Below are 16545 nucleotides of genomic sequence, written 5' to 3'. Positions count from 1 at the left end.
TGGTACTGAGGGGCGGTGCTCGGCGACGGCGTTCAGCGGCGGTGCTCAGAGTCCGGCCGCCGCCGCCGCGATGGCCGAGGCGTATGTGCTCACCTGGGTGTACACGCCGGGGTAACCGGCTTCGGCGCAGCCCTGGCCCCAGCTGGTGATGCCGACCTGGATCCAGGCCCCGGCCGCGTCCCGGCGGAACATCGGCCCGCCGGAGTCGCCCTGGCAGGTGTCCACTCCGCCCGTGGCCTTGTACCCGGCGCAGATCGAGGCACCGGTGACCAGGCCGGGGTAGGCCGAGCTGCAGGCGGCGTCGTCGACGAACGGTACGGACGCCTTCTGCAGGTACCGCTGCTGGCCCCCGCCCTCCGAGGTGGCACCCCACCCGGCGATGGTGAAGGTCCCGTTGTCGTACGCCGTGCTGCCCGCGATCGGCAGGGTGGTGACCGCGCTGCCGGTGACGGGCGAGGCCAGCTTGATCAGCGCCCAGTCGTTGCCGTTCTCCGCTCCCGTGAAGGAGGGCGCCTGGTAGACGTAGGACGACCGCACCTTGACCGCGCTGCTGCTCTGCAGATCCACCGCGCCGACGGTGGCGGTGATGCCGCTGTTGCTGCCGGTGCCGTCGACGCAGTGCGCGGCGGTCAGCACGATCTGCCGGGTGTAGAGCGCGCCGCCGCAGCCCATCGAGAGCCGCACCATGAACGGGAATTCACCCTGGCCCGCCCGCGTACCACCGACCACGCCCTGCGACGGCGACGGCGACGGCGACGGCGACGAGGAAGCATGCGCCGGGAGCACCAGCGCACCGACGGCGAACACCGCACTCGCCGCCACCGTGAACCATCGAGCAAGCTGACGTCTCATCTTCTCCTCCACCACAGACCAGGGGCCGGTCGTCCGAAGGCCCAGCATCGGGTCCGGGCCCGGCCGTCCGACAGGGCCGGGACCCTGCCACCCGTGACTGGCAGAAGTCGGAGAAAGGTCCGGATCAGGGGGTGCGTCCGCCCCGGTCCAGGCGGAGGATCGGGACGTGACCACGGATGACACCGCCGGCACCCTGCGCCTGGGGACCGCACAGGGCCGCTGGGTACTGCTCGCGACGGCCCTCGGATCCGGCATGGCGATGCTCGACGGCACGGTGGTGAACGTCGCCCTCCCCCGCATCGGCACCGACCTCGGCGCCCCGATGGCCGCGCTCCAGTGGACGGTCAACGCCTATCTGCTCACCCTGGCCGGCCTGATCCTGCTCGGCGGCTCGCTCGGCGACCGCTACGGCCGGCGCAAGGTCTTCCTGATCGGGGTCTGCTGGTTCGCCACCGCCTCGGCGGCCTGCGCCGTCGCGCCCGGGATCGAGGTCCTGATCATCGCCCGCGCCCTGCAGGGCATCGGCGGCGCCCTGCTGACCCCCGGCTCGCTCGCGATGCTCCAGGCCTCCTTCCGGCCGGACGACCGGTCGGGGGCGGTCGGCGTCTGGTCGGGCCTGGGCGGGGTGTCGGCCGCCGTCGGGCCCTTCCTCGGCGGCTGGCTGGTGGACGGTCCCGGCTGGCGCTGGATCTTCCTGCTGAACGTGCCGCTCGCCGTGATCGTCAGCTGGGTGGCTCTCCGTCACGTCCCGGAGAGCCGCGACGAGCGCGCCACCGGCCGGTTCGACGTCCGGGGCGCGGTGCTCGCCGCACTCGCCCTCGGCGGGGTCACCTACGCGCTGACCGAGGGCGGGCGGGGCCTGTCCGCCGTGGCCGGGGTGCTCGGTCTGCTGTTCGCGGTGCTCTTCGTCCTGGCGGAGCGGCGCAGCCCCGATCCGATGCTGCCGCTGGAGCTGTTCTCCTCCCGCCTGTTCACGGCGGTCAACCTGGTGACGCTCTGCGTGTACGGGGCGTTCAGCGGGGTCTTCCTGCTGCTGATGGTCCAGCTGCAGACGGTGGCCGGGTTCGAACCGCTGAAGGCGGGCGTCTCGCTGCTGCCGACCACCCTGCTGATGCTGGCGTTCTCCGGCCAGGCCGGGAAGCTGAGCCGCCGGATCGGCCCGCGGGTACCGCTCTTCGTCGGCCCGCTGCTGTGTGCGGGCGGTGTGCTGCTGATGCTGCGGATCGGCCCCGGCGCCTCGTACTGGCATGACGTCCTGCCTGCCGTGGTGGTGCTGGGCGCCGGGATGACCGTGCTGGTGGCACCGCTGACGGCGACGGTGCTGGCCGCCGTCGAGGTACGCCGCGCGGGCATCGCCAGCGGCGTCAACAACGCGGCGGCCCGGGCGGCCGGACTGTTCGCGGTCGCCGCGCTGCCCGCGCTCTCCGGCCTGACCGGCGAGGCGTACCGGGTACCGAGCGAGGTCGACAGTGCCTTCCGTACCGCGATGCTGATCTGCGCCGGGCTGCTCACCGCGGGCGGTCTGCTCGCCCTGGCCACCGTCCGCGGCGACGCCCTCGCGCCGGACCACCCGACCGCCGAGCCCGACTGCGAGTGGTACTGCGGGCCGACCACTCCCCCGCTCGATCCCGGCCACCAGGCCCGCCCCGACTGAGGACGGACGGAGGCGCGCCCGGCGGGAGGGCGGACGCCGAAGGACGGTGCCTTCGGCCGACCGCCGTCCCGGGGGCGGTCAGCCCTGCTTCTCGCCGGCGATCGCCTTCAGCTGCACCATGCCGAGGCGGGCGAAGAGCACCGACACCGGCACCTCCTTGGCACCGCTCGGAACGTTCAGGTGCTGCAGCACCACGTGGTAGCCGTCCTGCGTCCCGAACGTGACGGAGCTGCCCGGCGCCAGCAGCACACCCACCGGCGGGACGGTACCGCCGTTGCCGGGCGACTTGAGCACCGCGCCGCCCGTCTGGCTGGAGGAGACCATCACCAGGTGCTCGGGGATGGTGCTGTCGTTGTGCACCACCATCGCCAGCTCGCCCTCGCCGTCGGCACCCGGCCGGACGGTAGCACCGGTGATCGTGACCGCGGGCATGTCCTCCGTGCTGCCGACCTTGACGGTCAGCTGCCCGGGAGCGGAGGACTCGCTCACCGCACGCGTCGGCACCGGCCCGGCCTTGTCGCCGTCCGAGCAGCCGGTGGTGACCAGCGCGCCGACCGCCAACAGGGCGGCCACCCGTGCCGTCCTCGCCGACACGGTCCTCCGTTCCCCCGGCTGCTGCCACCAACGCGTGAGCTGCGCCCGCATGAATCTCTCCCCTTTTGTCCGGTCCAGTGCATCTGTCCGGTCCAATGCATCGTAGGCGCCCTTATGCGGCCGCGACCCACCGGCACCACGGACGAGGGCCCCGCCGGAGCGGGGCCCTCGTCACCTCGAATCCGTCGCCGGAGGTGTCAGAGGATGTCACCCGGCGCGTACTTCGCCGCTGCGGGGTGGGCGGCCGCGACGGCCTCGATCCGGCGCACGACCTCGGCGACCTGTGCACCGGCCGCACCGGTGAAGGAGAGCCGGTCGGCGAGCAGCGCGTCCAGCTCGGCCCGGTCCAGCGGGATCCGGCCGTCGGTGGCGAGCCGGTCCAGCAGCGCGTTCTCGCGGGCGCCCTCGCGCATCGCCAGCGCGGAGGCGACGGCGTGCTCCTTGATGACCTCGTGCGCGGTCTCGCGGCCGACGCCGGCCCGCACCGCACCCATCAGTACCTTGGTGGTGGCCAGGAACGGCAGGTAGCGGTCCAGCTCGGCCTCGACCACGGCCGGGAAGGCACCGAACTCGTCGAGGACGGTCAGGAAGGTCTCCAGCAGACCGTCGAAGGCGAAGAAGGCGTCCGGCAGCGCGACCCGGCGGACCACCGAGCAGGAGACGTCGCCCTCGTTCCACTGGTCGCCGCCCAGCTCGGCGGTCATCGACGCGTAGCCGCGCAGGATGACGGCCAGGCCGTTGACGCGCTCGCAGGAGCGGGTGTTCATCTTGTGCGGCATGGCCGAGGAGCCGACCTGGCCGGCCTTGAAGCCCTCGGTGACCAGCTCGTGACCGGCCATCAGGCGGATCGTCTTGGCCAGGCTGGACGGCGCGGCAGCGAGCTGGACCAGGGCGGTGACCACCTCGAAGTCCAGCGAGCGCGGGTAGACCTGGCCGACGCTGGTGAGCACGTTGTCGAAGCCGAGGTGGCCCGCCACCCGGCGCTCCAGCTCGGCGAGCTTCTCGGCGTCGCCGCCGAGCAGGTCCAGCATGTCCTGGGCGGTGCCGACCGGGCCCTTGATCCCGCGCAGCGGGTAGCGGGCGATCAGCTCCTCCAGGCGGTGGAAGGCGACCAGCAGCTCGTCCGCGACGGTCGCGAACCGCTTGCCGAGGGTGGTGGCCTGGGCGGCCACGTTGTGCGAACGGCCGGCCATCACGAGCTCGGCGTGCTGGGCGGAGAGGCTGCCGAGGCGGACCAGGACGGCCACCGTACGGTCGCGGACGTGCTCCAGGGACTGCCGGATCTGCAGCTGCTCGACGTTCTCGGTGAGGTCCCGAGAGGTCATGCCCTTGTGGATCTGCTCGTGCCCGGCGAGCTCGCTGAACTCCTCGATCCGGGCCTTGACGTCGTGCCGGGTGACCCGCTCACGGGCGGCGATGGAGTCGAGGTCGACCTGGTCGACCACGCGCTCGTAGTCGGCGACGGCGGTGGCCGGCACCTCGATGCCCAGGTCCTGCTGGGCCTTCAGGACGGCGAGCCAGAGGTGGCGCTCAAGAACCACCTTGTGCTCGGGGGACCACAGCTGGGCCAGGGTCGCCGAGGCGTACCGAGAGGCCAGGACATTGGGAATCTGGGGCTTCGCGCTCACGCTTCGCAAGCCTAACAGCCGAGGTCAGCCGGATCGTCGGCGCACTCGGGCCGACCGGGCCGGGCGAGCCCCGAACAGCCGGACGGCCTCCACGACGGCTCGCCCGGCCACCTCCGCCCCGTCGAGCGCCACCGCAGCGGTGCCGGTCTCCGCCCGTTCGTCAGGCCGATCGCAGCGAAGCCGGCGACGACCCCGATCCGCCCGCGCCGCAAGGCAGTTGCCGCACGCTTCGGCCCGGTGCGCCCCCGGCGGCGGCGGTGAGGTGGAGGACCGGCGCCGGGTGCTCCGGCTCCGCCTGTCCGGCCTCGGGCTCCTCGATCCGGCGGCTACTGGCCGGAGAGCAGCGGAAGCACCTGGCGGCAGAGCGACTCCAGCGAGGCCCGCTGCTCGTCGTCCAGGCTGGCGAAGGCGGCACGGGCGCGGCTCATGTCGTCGCGGATCCGGCCCAGCACCGCACGCCCCTGCTCGGTGATCGCGACGATCTTCACCCGCCGGTCGGCGGCCGCCGCCTCGCGGTGCGCCAGCCCCAGCGCCTCCAACCGGTCCACGATCCCGGTGACGTTGGAGGCGTCACAGCCGAGCCGTCCGGCCAGCGCCCGCATCGGCACCGGCTCCTGGACCGACTTGAGCGCCTTCGCCTGCGAGGAGTTGAGACCGTGCTTGGCAGCGGCGGCTGCGAAGTCCTGGAAGTACGCGGCGCCGACGGCGGCCACCACCTCCATCAGATCGGCGGTGGTCGGTGCGCTGCTGGTCGCTGTGGAGCCCATGGTGGTCAGGTTACGCACACATGCTTCAGTTACTCCAGCTTTGATCACCACAAGCGACTCTCCGCAACCAGATCGTTCTTTTGCGCGGTCGGTGCCCCCGAGCTGCGGGGCCGCGCAACCGACCGCAGCGCGTCCGCAGGCAGGGCCGCCCGGTCCCGGTTCCCGACGTCCGCGTCCCGGCACCCGGCACCCGCTGTCAGAGCACCAACTGCTCGAACAGCCTCCGAAGTTCCCCCTCCGGATCCCTGGTCAGCCCGGTGTGCACCGGCCCCGGCTGGACGATCGCGCTGCGCGGCGCGGTCAGCCACCGGAACCGCTGCCCGGGACTGTCCGCCGCAGCCGGACCGGCCTCGGGCCCGCCCTCGCAGACCGCCTCGATCCCGCGCAGCGCCCGCCGCACGCCCGCCACGTCCGCCACCGGGTCCAGCGCGAGCAGCCGCCCCTGGTCGAGGTGGGTGCGGGCCGCCAGGTGCCCGGCGTGGCGGCAGTAGAGCAGTACGCCAATGTTGACGCACTCGCCCCGCTCGACCCGGGGGACGGCGCGGATCACCGCGTACTCGTAGTCGTGCAGCTCGACGTCCACGCTTTCGTCCACGCTCGTCGTCCGGTACGGGTCCACGGTCCGGTCCAGCCCCTCGTTCGTGTTCATCCGGCCGTCTCCGGCAGCCAGTCGCGCGGTCCCGCCAGCCGGGCGGTCAGCCGTTCCAGGTACGCCTCCCGGACGGCCCGGGCGTCGTCGAAGCCCGGTTCGTCGGTCAGCCACTCCTCCGGGATCGCCTCGACGGCCGGCGGCAGCGCCGTCTCGGCCAGCGCCGCCAGCTCCTCGTCGACGGCCTTGAGGTCACCGGCGGAGCGCAGCAGCGCGTGGTCCGAGGCGTCGTACGGCTTGCGCGGCCAGTTCGCCGAACCCGCCCAGTGGTGGTGGAAGATCAGGCTGGCACCGTGGTCGATCAGCCGCAGGCCGCCGGTGGCCATCAGCAGGTTGGGGTTGCGCCAGGACCGGTCCACGTTGCCGATCAGGGCGTCGAACCAGAGCACCCGACCGGCCAGTTCGGGGTCGACCTCGAAGCACAGCGGGTCGAAGTTGAGCGCACCGCTGACGAAGGCCATCCCGAGGTTGACGCCGCCACTGGCGCGCATCTGCTCCTGGATCTGCTGCTCGGGCTCGCTGCGGGCGAGCACCGGGTCGAGGTCCAGCCGCACCAGCTCGGGCACCGGCAGCCCGAGCCGCCGGCCCAGTTCACCGGCCAGCACCTCGGCGACCAGCGCCTTGCGCCCCTGGGCCGCGCCGGACCACTTGAGCACGTAGAGCCGACGGTCGTCGGCCTCGACCAGGCCCGGCATCGAGCCGCCTTCTCGCAGTGGCGTCACATAGCGGACCGCCGTCACCTCGGAGAGCATCCCGCCAGCCTACCGACCCGTCGGCCGTACCCCGCCCAGCCTGCTGCGGTGGCAGGGCTCGAACGGTCGTGGGACCGTGGCGAGCAGTTGTCACAAGTTGTCCTGGTATCGCACGGACCCGGCAGGCAAGGGATGGACGATGGAGCGACCTCGGATCCTGATAGTCGGCGGCGGCTTCGCCGGGCTTGAGTGCGCGCGCCGCCTGGAACACAGACTCGCGGCCTCGGAGGCGGAGATCTCCCTGGTCACGCCGTTCAGCTACCAGCTCTACCTGCCCCTGTTGCCGCACGTGGCGGCCGGGGTGCTCACCCCGCAGTCGGTGGCGGTCTCGCTGCGCCGCACCCTGCACCGCACCCACATCGTCCCGGGCGGGGCGATCGGGGTGGACCCGGTCGCCAAGGTCTGCGTGGTCCGCAAGATCACCGACGAGGTGACGGCGCTCAGGTACGACCACCTGGTCCTGGCGCCCGGCAGCATCACCCGGTCCTTCGACATCCCGGGCCTGAGCGACTACGCGCGCGGCATGAAGTCGCTGGCCGAGGCGGCCTACGTGCGCGACCACGTGATCGCCCAGCTCGACCTCGCCTCGACCACCCTGGACCAGCGCGAACGGGAGTCCCGGTTGCAGTTCGTGGTGGTCGGCGGCGGCTACGCGGGCACCGAGACGGCCGCCTGCCTCCAGCGGCTGACCACCGCCGCGACCAGACGCTACCCCCGGCTGGACCCCGGCCTGATCAAGTGGCATCTGATCGACATCGCCCCGAAGCTGATGCCCGAGCTGGGCGACAAGCTGGGCACCACCGCGCTCCAGGTGCTGCGGGCCCGGGGCATCGAGGTCTCGCTCGGTGTCTCGGTGGCCGAAGTCGGAGCGGAGACGGTGAAGTTCACCGATGGCCGGGTACTGCCGTGCCGCACCCTGATCTGGACCGCCGGGGTCACCGCCAGCCCGCTGATCGGGACGCTGGACGCCGAGACGGTCCGCGGCCGGATCGCGGTCACCGCCGAGATGCGGGTACCCCAGTTCGACTCCGTCTTCGCGCTGGGCGACGCCGCCGCCGTGCCCGACCTCGCCAAGGGCGACGGCGCGGTCTGCCCGCCGACCGCCCAGCACTCCGCCCGCCAGGGGCGGCTGGTGGCCGACAACCTGGTCGCGGCGCTGCACAACGAGCCGTTGCAGCCGTACTTCCACCGGGACCTCGGACTGGTGGTGGACCTCGGCGGCAAGGATGCGGTCTCCAAGCCACTGGGCGTCGAACTCAAGGGCATCACGGCCCAGTTGGTCGCTCGTGGCTACCACATCATGGCGATGCGGACCAACGTCGCCAAGTTCCGGGTCGGCGCCAACTGGCTGCTCAACGCGACCGCCGGCGACGACTTCGTCCGGACCGGCTTCCTGGCCCGCCAACCCGCCCGGCTGCGCGACTTCGAGTACACGGACTCGTACCTGACCAGGGACCAGGTCCGCGAACACGCCCAGTCCCTGCTGGCCAAGGGCTGACCACGGGCGGCCGGGCGGTCCCGATCCGGGTCCGGCCCGAGCCCGCCACCCGTACGAGTGAAACCGGCGCACCGCCCTGACACCAGCGCTCCCGCCCTGACCTGCGCGGGAGCGCCGACACGCGGGCCGAGTACCTGGGCGGCCGCAGACCGCCGGGCCACTAGCGTCCTGCGGCATGCGATCTGCCCCGCTGCCCCGCCGCCGCACCGTTCTCGGTGCCGCCGCCCTGGCCACCGCGACCGCCGCCCTCCCCCGCTCCGCCGGGGCGGCCGGACTGCCGTCCGATGCCGAGGTCGCCGAGGAGGTCCGCACCGAGTACCTGCACAGCTGGGAGGGGTACAAGCGGGCGGCCTGGGGCTACGACGAGGTGCGGCCGGTCTCGGGCGGCCGGAACGACTTCTTCGCCAAGGGGCACAGCTTCGGCCTCTCCATCGTCGAGGCGCTGGACACCCTGTGGCTGATGGAACAGGACCAGGAGGTGGCGCTGGCCGCCGACTGGATCGAGGCGCACTTCGACCCCGCCGCCGACGCCGAGGTCCAGGTCTTCGAGGCGGTGATCCGGCTGGTCGGCGGTCTGCTCGCGGGCTACCTGTGCACCGGACGGCCCGGACTGCTCGCCCGCTGCCGGGAGTTGGCCGACCGGCTGCTGCCCGCCTTCACCCGCTCCCCCAGCCGGCTCCCCTACCGCTACGTCAACCTGCGCACCGGAGCGGTCTCCGGCGCCACCAGCCCGCTGGCCGAAGTCGGCACCAACCTGCTGGAGTTCGGCCTGCTCAGCCGGCTCACCAACGACGACCGGTACTGGAGCGCGGCGAAGGCGGCCGCCCGCGCGGTGGTCGCCAGGCGCTCCTCACTCGACCTCCTCGGCACCTCGCTGGACATCGAGTCGGGGCGCTGGACGGACGGCACCTCCGAGCTGCCCAACCCGCCGGTGGACTCCTTCTACGAGTACCTCTGGGCCGGCGGCGAGCTCTTCGGCGACGCCGAACTGCGCGGCTGGTACCGGCTGCTGACCGATGCCGCGCTCAGGCACCAGGCCGAGCAGCGGGGCGGCCACCTGTGGTTCCGCCAGGTGGACTTCATCACCGGGAAGGTCACCGGGCACGAGCAGTCCGAGCTCGGTTCGTTCTACGCCGGGCTGCTCGGCAAGGGCGGCGACCTGGAGACCGGCCGCGCCTACTACCGTTCCTGGACCACCCTGCTGGACCGCTACCAGCTGCTGCCCGAGCTGGTGGACTACGCGACCGGCCGGGTCCGCAGCCCCCGCAACGACCTGCGGCCCGAGTACGCCAACTCCGCCTTCGACCTGTGGCGGCTGACCGGCGCGGACGAGTACCGGCAGACCGCGTACCGCTACTTCCAGGCGGTGCAGTCCAGGCAGCGCGTCTCGGGCGGGTACACGGTCACCGAGGACGTCACCGCCGCACCGGTCCGGCTCGGGGACCTGACGCCCGGGTACTGGTTCGCGGAGAACCTCAAGTACCTCTACCTGATCTTCGCGGCGGCGCCGCGCTTCGACTACCGCACCGGCCTGCTGTCGACCGAGGGGAAGCTGCTGCGCGGCGCCGTCCGCCCCTGACGACGGCTACTCGGCCGTCAGGTACATCCCGGAGGCGTCCCGGCCCGCGGTGTTGCCGCAGGCGTAGTTGCCGCCGGACGTGGCGTAGAGCAGGGCCAGGCAGCGGCCCAGGGCGAGCTGGCCGTAGTAGTTCGGGTGCATCGACTCCTGGGTGGTGCCCTGCGAGGCGCTCAGTCCGGCGTCCACGAAGCGGGCCCACTCGCTGGTGGTCGCGGAGGGCTTGTGGGACGGCGAGGCGAGGCTGGTCGACGTGGAGCAGACCTCCCGGCCCTGCAGGGTGTCGCGCAGGTCGAGGAACTGCACGCCCTTGTCCGCCGCGACCCGGGCGAGCGCACTCGACACCTGAGCGGTCATCGAGTCCCTGGCCCAGTCGGCGTCGGTGTCCCAGAACGGGCAGCCACCGGTGTTCGCGCGGGTCCAGCCGCTCTCCGGGTAGCGCATCTCGCTGCTGCGCGGGATCGGTGACGGGTAGGACTGGAGCACCAGCCGGTAGTCCCCCTGGGCGTAGCCCGCCGCCGACATCACCGCGCGGATCTCGTCGATCGACTTCGCCACGCCCGCCATCGCGTCCGGCATCGCCGAGTCGATCGCGGACTGCTCGTCGTCGCGGCAGGAGGAGCCCCAGATCAGGTAGTCCTCCGCGCAGGTCGTGATCACGTCGGCGAAGCCCAGGTCGTTGCCGCCGATCGAGAGCGTGATCAGCTTGACGTTGTTCTGCGCGGCGACGGTGGCGAGCTGATCGGCCTGCGGCGCCTCGCCCTTGAGCGACTGGCCGCCGTTGGCGGCGCGGAAGATGTTCGCGGTGGTGGCACCGGAGCAGGCGAGGTTGATCTGGGTCTGGGCGATCCTGGCGGTGCGGATCTCGGCGCTGTCGGAGCGGTCGCAGCCGCTCGCGAACGTGCTGCCGTAGACCCGGGTGGCGTCGTAGCCACTGCCGGTCCAGGCCCGGTCGGTGCCGTCCCGGCTGCCGCCGGTGGTGTCGCTGCTGCCCTGCCAGCGACCGGCTTCGCCGGAGATGTAGCTGTCCCCCAGCGAGACGCTCGCGGTGGGCCCGGTGGCGGCCTCGGCCGGTGTGGCCAGGGTCAGCAGCGGCACGGCGAGAGCCGCTGCTGACAGTACGGCGGCCAGTCGTCTGGCGGTGCGGGAACCTTCGGTCGTACAGAGCCTATCGAGCACGGCGGAACTCCTGCGGACGGCCTCGGGTACGTGGGGACGCGAGGCGCGGGTGAGGGTGTGCCGCCGGCCGGGGGCGCCCAAAATGTGGCATGCCCACGGTTGTTACCGCTAGGTATCGGACGTGACTTTCTTCTGACGGGCGGACGTACGGGGCCCTCGGCAGGCCGGCCCCGAGCGCCGGCGCACCGTCAGATCAGCCGTGAGCGACCGCCCGAGGAGCGCAGGACGCCCGCCAGATCGGCCGCCAGGCGGGGCGCCTCGGCCGGGTCGAGACCCGCGGTGGTGATCCGGATCCCGGGCGGCGACTGCATGCGGTAGCGCGCGCCGGGCGCCACCACCCAGCCCGACTGCACCAGGGCCGCGACCACCCCGGGCTCGTCCGGCACCGGCACCCAGACGTTGAGCCCGCTGGCACCGTGCGCCTCGATCCCGTACGCCGCCAGGGCGGCCAGCAGGGCGTCGCGTCGCGTCCGGTACACGGCGGCCACCCGGGAGACGGGCGCGGCGCCGGTACGCCACAGCTCGGCGACGGTGCGCTGGAGCAGCAGGCTGACCCAGCCGGTGTCCAGCCGCTGGCGGCCCAGCACCAGGCCGATCGTCTCCTGGTCCCCGATGGCCAGCGAGACCCGCAGGTCCGGGCCGTACGCCTTGGCGGCCGAGCGCACCACGGCCCAGCGCGTCGCACCGGACCCGACGAGCGGCAGATAGGGCTGGTCGACCATGCCGTGGCCGTGGTCGTCCTCGATCAGCAGCGCACCGGGATGCTCGGCGAGCACGGCCCGCAACGCGGTGGCGCGGGCGGGGGTGAGCGCGGCGCCCGTCGGATTCTGCGCCCGGACCGTGACGATCACCGCGCGGGCACCGGCGGCCAGCGCCTCGGCGAGCGAGTCGGGCAGCGGCCCCTCGTCGTCCAGGCGCACGGGCACGGGGCGCAGCCCGAGTGCGGGCAGCAGGTCGAGCAGGCTGCCCCAGCCAGGGTCCTCGGTGGCGACCGGGTCACCGGGGCGCAGCTGGGTGGTGAGGATGCGCTCGATCGCGTCCAGCGAGCCGGAGCAGACGGCGAGCCGGCCGTCGGGGACGCCGTCGGCGAGGAAGGCGGCGCGGGCCAGGTCGAGCAGCCCCTGGTCGGCGGAGGAGTGCCCGTAGAGGACGGGGTCGCGGTCGGCCCGGGCCGCGGCGACGGCGAGGGCCGGGCCGAGGGCGGGGAGCAGTGCCGGGTCCGGGTTCCCGGCGGAGAGGTCACTGGCACCGGGCGGGACGGGGATGCGGATCTGGTCGCGCGGGGTGGTGACGGGCCGGGGCCTGACCCGGCTGCCCCTGCGCCCGGCGGTCTCGATCACGCCCCGGTCGCGCAGCAGCCGGTAGGCGGCGGCGACGGTGTTGGGGTTGACGCCCAGCTCTCCGGCCAGGTCGCGCAGGGGCGGGAGGGCGGCGCCCGGCGCCAGCTCGCCGGTGTCGACCGCGTGTTCGATGTCGGCCGCGATGTCGTTGGCGCGGCGCCCCTTGATCCGATAGTCTCCTAGCACAAACATGATTATGCACTAGTACATAGGGGGATGTCATGTCGGACGGCACCTCGGACGCCGCGTACACCCGCAACGAGCGGACCACGCCGACCCGCTACCGCGACCGGGCCACCTGGGAGCGCGAGGCCATCCACGCGATCCTGGACAGCTCGTACATCTGCCACCTGGGCTTCGTCGCCGACGGCGCCCCGGTGGTGCTGCCGACCATCTACGCCCGGGTCGGCGACCGCCTCTACGTGCACGGCTCGACGGGCAGCCGCCCGATGCGCGGCGCCGGGCCCGACCAGGGGCTGCCGGTCTGCGTCACGGTGACCCTGGTGGACGGCCTGGTGCTGACCAAGTCGGCCTTCAACCACTCCGTCAACTTCCGCTCGGTGGTGGCCCACGGCACCGCCCACCAGGTGACCGACCCCGACGAGCTGGCGATCGCCCTGGACGCCCTGGTCGACCACGCGGTACCGGGCCGCTCGGGCGACGTCCGCCGGCCGAACGCCAAGGAGCTGGCCGCGACCGCGGTGGTGCGCCTGGTGCTCGACGAGGTCTCGGCGAAGACCCGCGACGACGACGCGCACGACGACGAGGAGGACCTCGACCTGCCCCACTGGTCCGGGGTCGTCCCGGTCCGCACGGTGCACGGTGCCCCGCAGCCGCACCCCTCGGCCTCCGTGCCGCTGCCGGACTACCTGCACGACTTCCGCTGACGGGAGGGGACTTCGATGCTGATCAGATCCTGGGACCGGGGCACCGGGGCCGAGTGGCGCGCCTGGCTCGCAGCCGGCCGCGACTTCGGCACACTGGCGGCCAACGGACCGGCGGGCAGCGGCCCGGTCCTGGTGCCCACCCACTTCCTGCTGGACGCCGACCGGGGCGAGATCGTGCTGCACCTCGCCGCGCCCAACCCGCTGTGGGCCGCCGTCCGCGCCGATCCGCAGGTGACCCTCTCGGTCACCGACGACTACGCCTTCGCCCCGGGCCACTGGCGCGCCGGCGTGCCGACCAGCTTCTACGCCTCGGTCCAGTTCGCCTGCACGGCGGAGATCGTCGAGGACGCGGCGGGCAAGGCGGAGATCCTGAACCGCCAGCTCGCCCACTTCCAGCCGGAGTCCCCCGAGGTCCGGGTGACGCCCGGCCAGGAGCCGTACGGTCCGCAGCTCTCCGGGCTGCGCGGCCTGCGGCTCACCGTGCGCGAGGTCAGGGCGAAGTTCAAGTACGACGACAAGAAGCCCGTCGAGGCACAGGCTGCCCTCGCCGACCGGCTGGCCGAGCGGGCACAGGGCCTGGACGCGGCCGTACGGGCGCAGGTGCTGCGGCGCAACGCCCTGCGGACCGGCTGCCCGGCCGAGGGCTGACCCGGGCACCGGACGGGCGTGGCCGGGCCCTGGGCGGTTCACCCGCGGAGTCGCACAACGCGCAATCGGCGGTCCCGGCTGATGGAATGAGCGGTGGATATCTTCCATCCGGCCGAGCGGGCGGGCCGCCGAACCCCGGGAGCCCGTCCTGTCCAGCACCTCTCCCACCCAGCAGGCCGACCAGGCCCATCTCGGCCACGTCATCTTCATCTCGGCGGCCGCCGCGATGGGCGGCTTCCTGTTCGGCTACGACAGCGCCGTCATCAACGGCGCGGTGACGGGCATCCAGAAGCACTTCGGGGTCGGGCACGCCGAGACCGCGTTCGTGGTCGCGATCGCCCTGCTCGGCTCGGCCGCCGGCGCGGTGATCGCCGGACGGCTGGCCGACCACCTCGGCCGGGTCAGGACCATGCTGCTGGCCGCGCTGCTCTTCGCGGTCAGCGGGGTCGGTTCGATGTTCCCGCCCTCGATCGAACTGCTGGCCTTCTGGCGGGTGGTCGGCGGCGTCGCGATCGGCATCGCCTCGGTGATCGCCCCCACCTACATCGCCGAGGTCGCCCCGACCGCCTACCGCGGCCGCCTGGCCTCCTTCCAGCAGCTGGCCATCGTGCTCGGCATCACCATCTCCCAGCTGGCCAACTGGGCCCTGAACCAGGCCGCCGGCGGCGAGTCCACCGGCCACCTGGGCGGGATCCAGGCCTGGCAGTGGATGCTCGGGGTGGAGGCCATCCCGGCGATCGTCTACGGGCTGATGGCGCTCGCCATCCCCGAGTCCCCGCGTTTCCTGATCGCCGACCAGCGGGAGGACAGGGCCCGCGAGGTCCTGGCCGAGGTGGAGGGCCCGAACGTCGACCTGGACTCCCGGGTGGCGGAGATCCGCGCGGTGCTCGCCTCCACCCACAAGCCCCGGGCCAAGGACCTGATGGGCGGCCGGTTCGGCCTGCTGCCGATCGTCTGGGTCGGGATCGGCGCCTCGGTGTTCCAGCAGTTCGTCGGCATCAACGTGATCTTCTACTACTCGTCGTTCCTGTGGCAGTCGGTCGGCATCAACGAGAGCAACTCCCTGCTGATCAGCCTCTCCACCTCGATCATCAACGTGATCGGTACGCTGATCGCGATGGTCCTGGTGGACCGGATCGGCCGCAAGCCGCTGGCGCTGGCCGGTTCGGCGGGCATGGCGCTCGCGCTCGGCACGGCGGCCTGGTCCTTCTCGCACCGGGTCGGCACCGGCTCCACCGCGACCCTGGCGCACGCCTACGCGACGACGGCGCTGGTCGCCGCACACGTCTTCGTGCTCTGCTTCGCCTTCTCCTGGGGCGTGGTGGTCTGGGTCCTGCTGGGCGAGATGTTCCCCAACCGGATCCGGGCGCTGGCCCTGTCGGTCGCCGCCTCGGCCCAGTGGATCGCCAACTGGGCCATCACCGTGAGCTTCCCGAGCCTCTCCGACTGGAACCTGTCGGCGACGTACGTGATCTACGCCTGCTTCGCGCTGCTCTCCATCCCCTTCGTGGCCTACTGCATCAGGGAGACCAAGGGCCGTCCACTGGAGGAGATGGGCTGATCCGGCCCCGGTTCCCTCGGGCACCGGGGCCGTCGCCGGCGCAGGACCCGCCGTGCCGCTCACCCGATCGGCCCGGCGCCGGTACCTGGCCAAGCCGTACCCCTGCATTGCATCATGCTGCCCTCGGGCCCGACCCGAGCGCGCTGCCCGCCGCTCACGCGGCCCACCCGACGGAGAGAGGCCATGGGCGGTTCCCGCCAGAACGTCACCTTCCCCAGCAACGGGCGGACGGCACACGGGTACCTCGCCCTGCCGCCCCAGGGAGTCGGCCCGGGGCTGGTGGTCGTCCAGGAGTGGTGGGGCATCACCTCCCAACTGGCCGACACCGTCGACCGGTTCGCCGCCGAGGGGTTCGTCGCCCTCGCCCCGGACCTGTACGGCGGCGAGACCACCCACGACAAGGACGAAGCCGCCCGTCTGCTGCGGCAGCTGCCGGTCGAGCAGGCCGCCCGGGACCTCGGGGGCGCGGTGGACTTCCTGCTCGGCCACCCGCAGGTGGTCGGCGACGCCCTGGGCGCGGTCGGCTTCTGCATGGGCGGCGGCTTCGCACTGGTCCTGGCCGCCCAGGAGGGCGACCGGATCGCGGCCGTGGTGCCGTTCTACGGACTGCCGAGGGATCCGGACTACGACTACCGGGGTCTGACCGCCCATGTGCTCGGCCACTACGGCGAGCGGGACAGCTCGATCCCGGTGGCCGCCGTGGACGAGGCCGCGATCCGGATCGGCGAGGCCACCGACCGCCGCCCCGAAATCCACTTCTACCCGGCCGGCCACGCCTTCATGAACGAGGAGAACCTGCTGGGCACCTACGACGCGCTCCAGGCACGGGTCGCCTGGCGGCGCACGCTCAGCTTCCTCTGGGGCCACCTCGGGTGACCCGGCCGACCGGACCCGCCCGCACCGGCCCGGCCACCGGTAATCGGATGGACACCACCGCGCCGCGGCCACCATAGTCTCGAC

At 72.8% G+C, this 16545-nt stretch carries 15 protein-coding genes; 7 read left to right on the top strand and 8 right to left on the bottom strand.

Annotated features, from left to right (window positions below; translation table 11 throughout):
- Window positions 1-45: 45 nt before the first annotated feature.
- A complete protein-coding gene (locus tag ACFC1R_RS10395; RefSeq protein ID WP_375935804.1) occupies window positions 46-852 on the bottom strand; it encodes a trypsin-like serine protease in 807 nt (268 codons plus the stop codon).
- A gap of 166 nt (window positions 853-1018) precedes the next feature.
- Here ACFC1R_RS10395 and ACFC1R_RS10390 point away from each other — a divergent pair, with 166 nt between their 5' ends.
- On the top strand, window positions 1019-2506 hold the full coding sequence (locus ACFC1R_RS10390; RefSeq protein ID WP_375935801.1) for an MFS transporter: 1488 nt from the start codon (window positions 1019-1021) through the stop codon (window positions 2504-2506).
- A gap of 78 nt (window positions 2507-2584) precedes the next feature.
- Here ACFC1R_RS10390 and ACFC1R_RS10385 read toward each other — a convergent pair whose 3' ends face one another.
- From ACFC1R_RS10385 to ACFC1R_RS10365, 5 genes are all read right to left on the bottom strand, one after another.
- Entirely contained in the window at window positions 2585-3079 is a 495-nt protein-coding gene (locus ACFC1R_RS10385) for a hypothetical protein (protein ID WP_375935798.1), read from the bottom strand.
- A gap of 218 nt (window positions 3080-3297) precedes the next feature.
- Window positions 3298-4728 (bottom strand): adenylosuccinate lyase, encoded by a 1431-nt coding sequence (gene purB, locus ACFC1R_RS10380; RefSeq protein WP_375935795.1) that lies wholly within the window; start codon window positions 4726-4728, stop codon window positions 3298-3300.
- A 326-nt stretch (window positions 4729-5054) separates the two neighbouring features.
- Window positions 5055-5495, bottom strand: coding sequence for a MarR family winged helix-turn-helix transcriptional regulator (locus ACFC1R_RS10375; protein WP_375935792.1), 441 nt, complete (start codon window positions 5493-5495; stop codon window positions 5055-5057).
- Window positions 5496-5691: 196 nt separating this feature from the next.
- Entirely contained in the window at window positions 5692-6144 is a 453-nt protein-coding gene (locus ACFC1R_RS10370; protein WP_375935789.1) for a DUF3037 domain-containing protein, read from the bottom strand.
- Window positions 6141-6896 (bottom strand): HipA family kinase, encoded by a 756-nt coding sequence (locus ACFC1R_RS10365; protein ID WP_375935786.1) that lies wholly within the window; start codon window positions 6894-6896, stop codon window positions 6141-6143. Before ACFC1R_RS10365 ends, ACFC1R_RS10370 begins: the two co-directional genes overlap by 4 nt.
- A gap of 139 nt (window positions 6897-7035) precedes the next feature.
- Here ACFC1R_RS10365 and ACFC1R_RS10360 point away from each other — a divergent pair, with 139 nt between their 5' ends.
- The gene (locus ACFC1R_RS10360; RefSeq protein ID WP_375935784.1) at window positions 7036-8394 is read left to right on the top strand and encodes an NAD(P)/FAD-dependent oxidoreductase; all 1359 of its coding nucleotides are present in this window, start codon (window positions 7036-7038) and stop codon (window positions 8392-8394) included.
- 175 nt (window positions 8395-8569) lie between these two features.
- Entirely contained in the window at window positions 8570-9973 is a 1404-nt protein-coding gene (locus ACFC1R_RS10355; RefSeq protein WP_375935783.1) for a glycoside hydrolase family 47 protein, read from the top strand.
- Window positions 9974-9979: 6 nt separating this feature from the next.
- Here the strand turns inward: ACFC1R_RS10355 and ACFC1R_RS10350 are convergent, their stop codons facing one another.
- Together ACFC1R_RS10350 and ACFC1R_RS10345 are read right to left on the bottom strand one after the other, a co-directional pair.
- The gene (locus ACFC1R_RS10350) at window positions 9980-11149 is read right to left on the bottom strand and encodes a GDSL-type esterase/lipase family protein (RefSeq protein WP_375935781.1); all 1170 of its coding nucleotides are present in this window, start codon (window positions 11147-11149) and stop codon (window positions 9980-9982) included.
- A gap of 188 nt (window positions 11150-11337) precedes the next feature.
- On the bottom strand, window positions 11338-12675 hold the full coding sequence (locus ACFC1R_RS10345) for an aminotransferase class I/II-fold pyridoxal phosphate-dependent enzyme (protein WP_375935779.1): 1338 nt from the start codon (window positions 12673-12675) through the stop codon (window positions 11338-11340).
- Window positions 12676-12710: 35 nt separating this feature from the next.
- Here ACFC1R_RS10345 and ACFC1R_RS10340 point away from each other — a divergent pair, with 35 nt between their 5' ends.
- The 4 genes from ACFC1R_RS10340 (at window position 12711) to ACFC1R_RS10325 (ending at window position 16461) form a co-directional block, all read left to right on the top strand.
- A complete protein-coding gene (locus tag ACFC1R_RS10340) occupies window positions 12711-13376 on the top strand; it encodes a pyridoxamine 5'-phosphate oxidase family protein (RefSeq protein ID WP_375935776.1) in 666 nt (221 codons plus the stop codon).
- Between the two features lie 15 nt (window positions 13377-13391).
- Window positions 13392-14024, top strand: coding sequence for an FMN-binding negative transcriptional regulator (locus ACFC1R_RS10335; protein WP_375935774.1), 633 nt, complete (start codon window positions 13392-13394; stop codon window positions 14022-14024).
- Window positions 14025-14250: 226 nt separating this feature from the next.
- On the top strand, window positions 14251-15585 hold the full coding sequence (locus ACFC1R_RS10330) for a sugar porter family MFS transporter (RefSeq protein ID WP_375935772.1): 1335 nt from the start codon (window positions 14251-14253) through the stop codon (window positions 15583-15585).
- Between the two features lie 183 nt (window positions 15586-15768).
- Window positions 15769-16461 carry a dienelactone hydrolase family protein gene (locus ACFC1R_RS10325; protein ID WP_375935771.1) on the top strand — a complete coding sequence of 231 codons (693 nt, stop codon included), beginning with the start codon at window positions 15769-15771 and terminating at the stop codon, window positions 16459-16461.
- Window positions 16462-16545 lie beyond the last annotated feature (84 nt).

The organism is Kitasatospora sp. NPDC056138 (assembly GCF_042264695.1).
Lineage (GTDB): Bacteria > Actinomycetota > Actinomycetes > Streptomycetales > Streptomycetaceae > Kitasatospora.
Note: the sequence above shows the minus strand (reverse complement) of the source record. Positions and strands in the feature narration are given on the sequence as shown.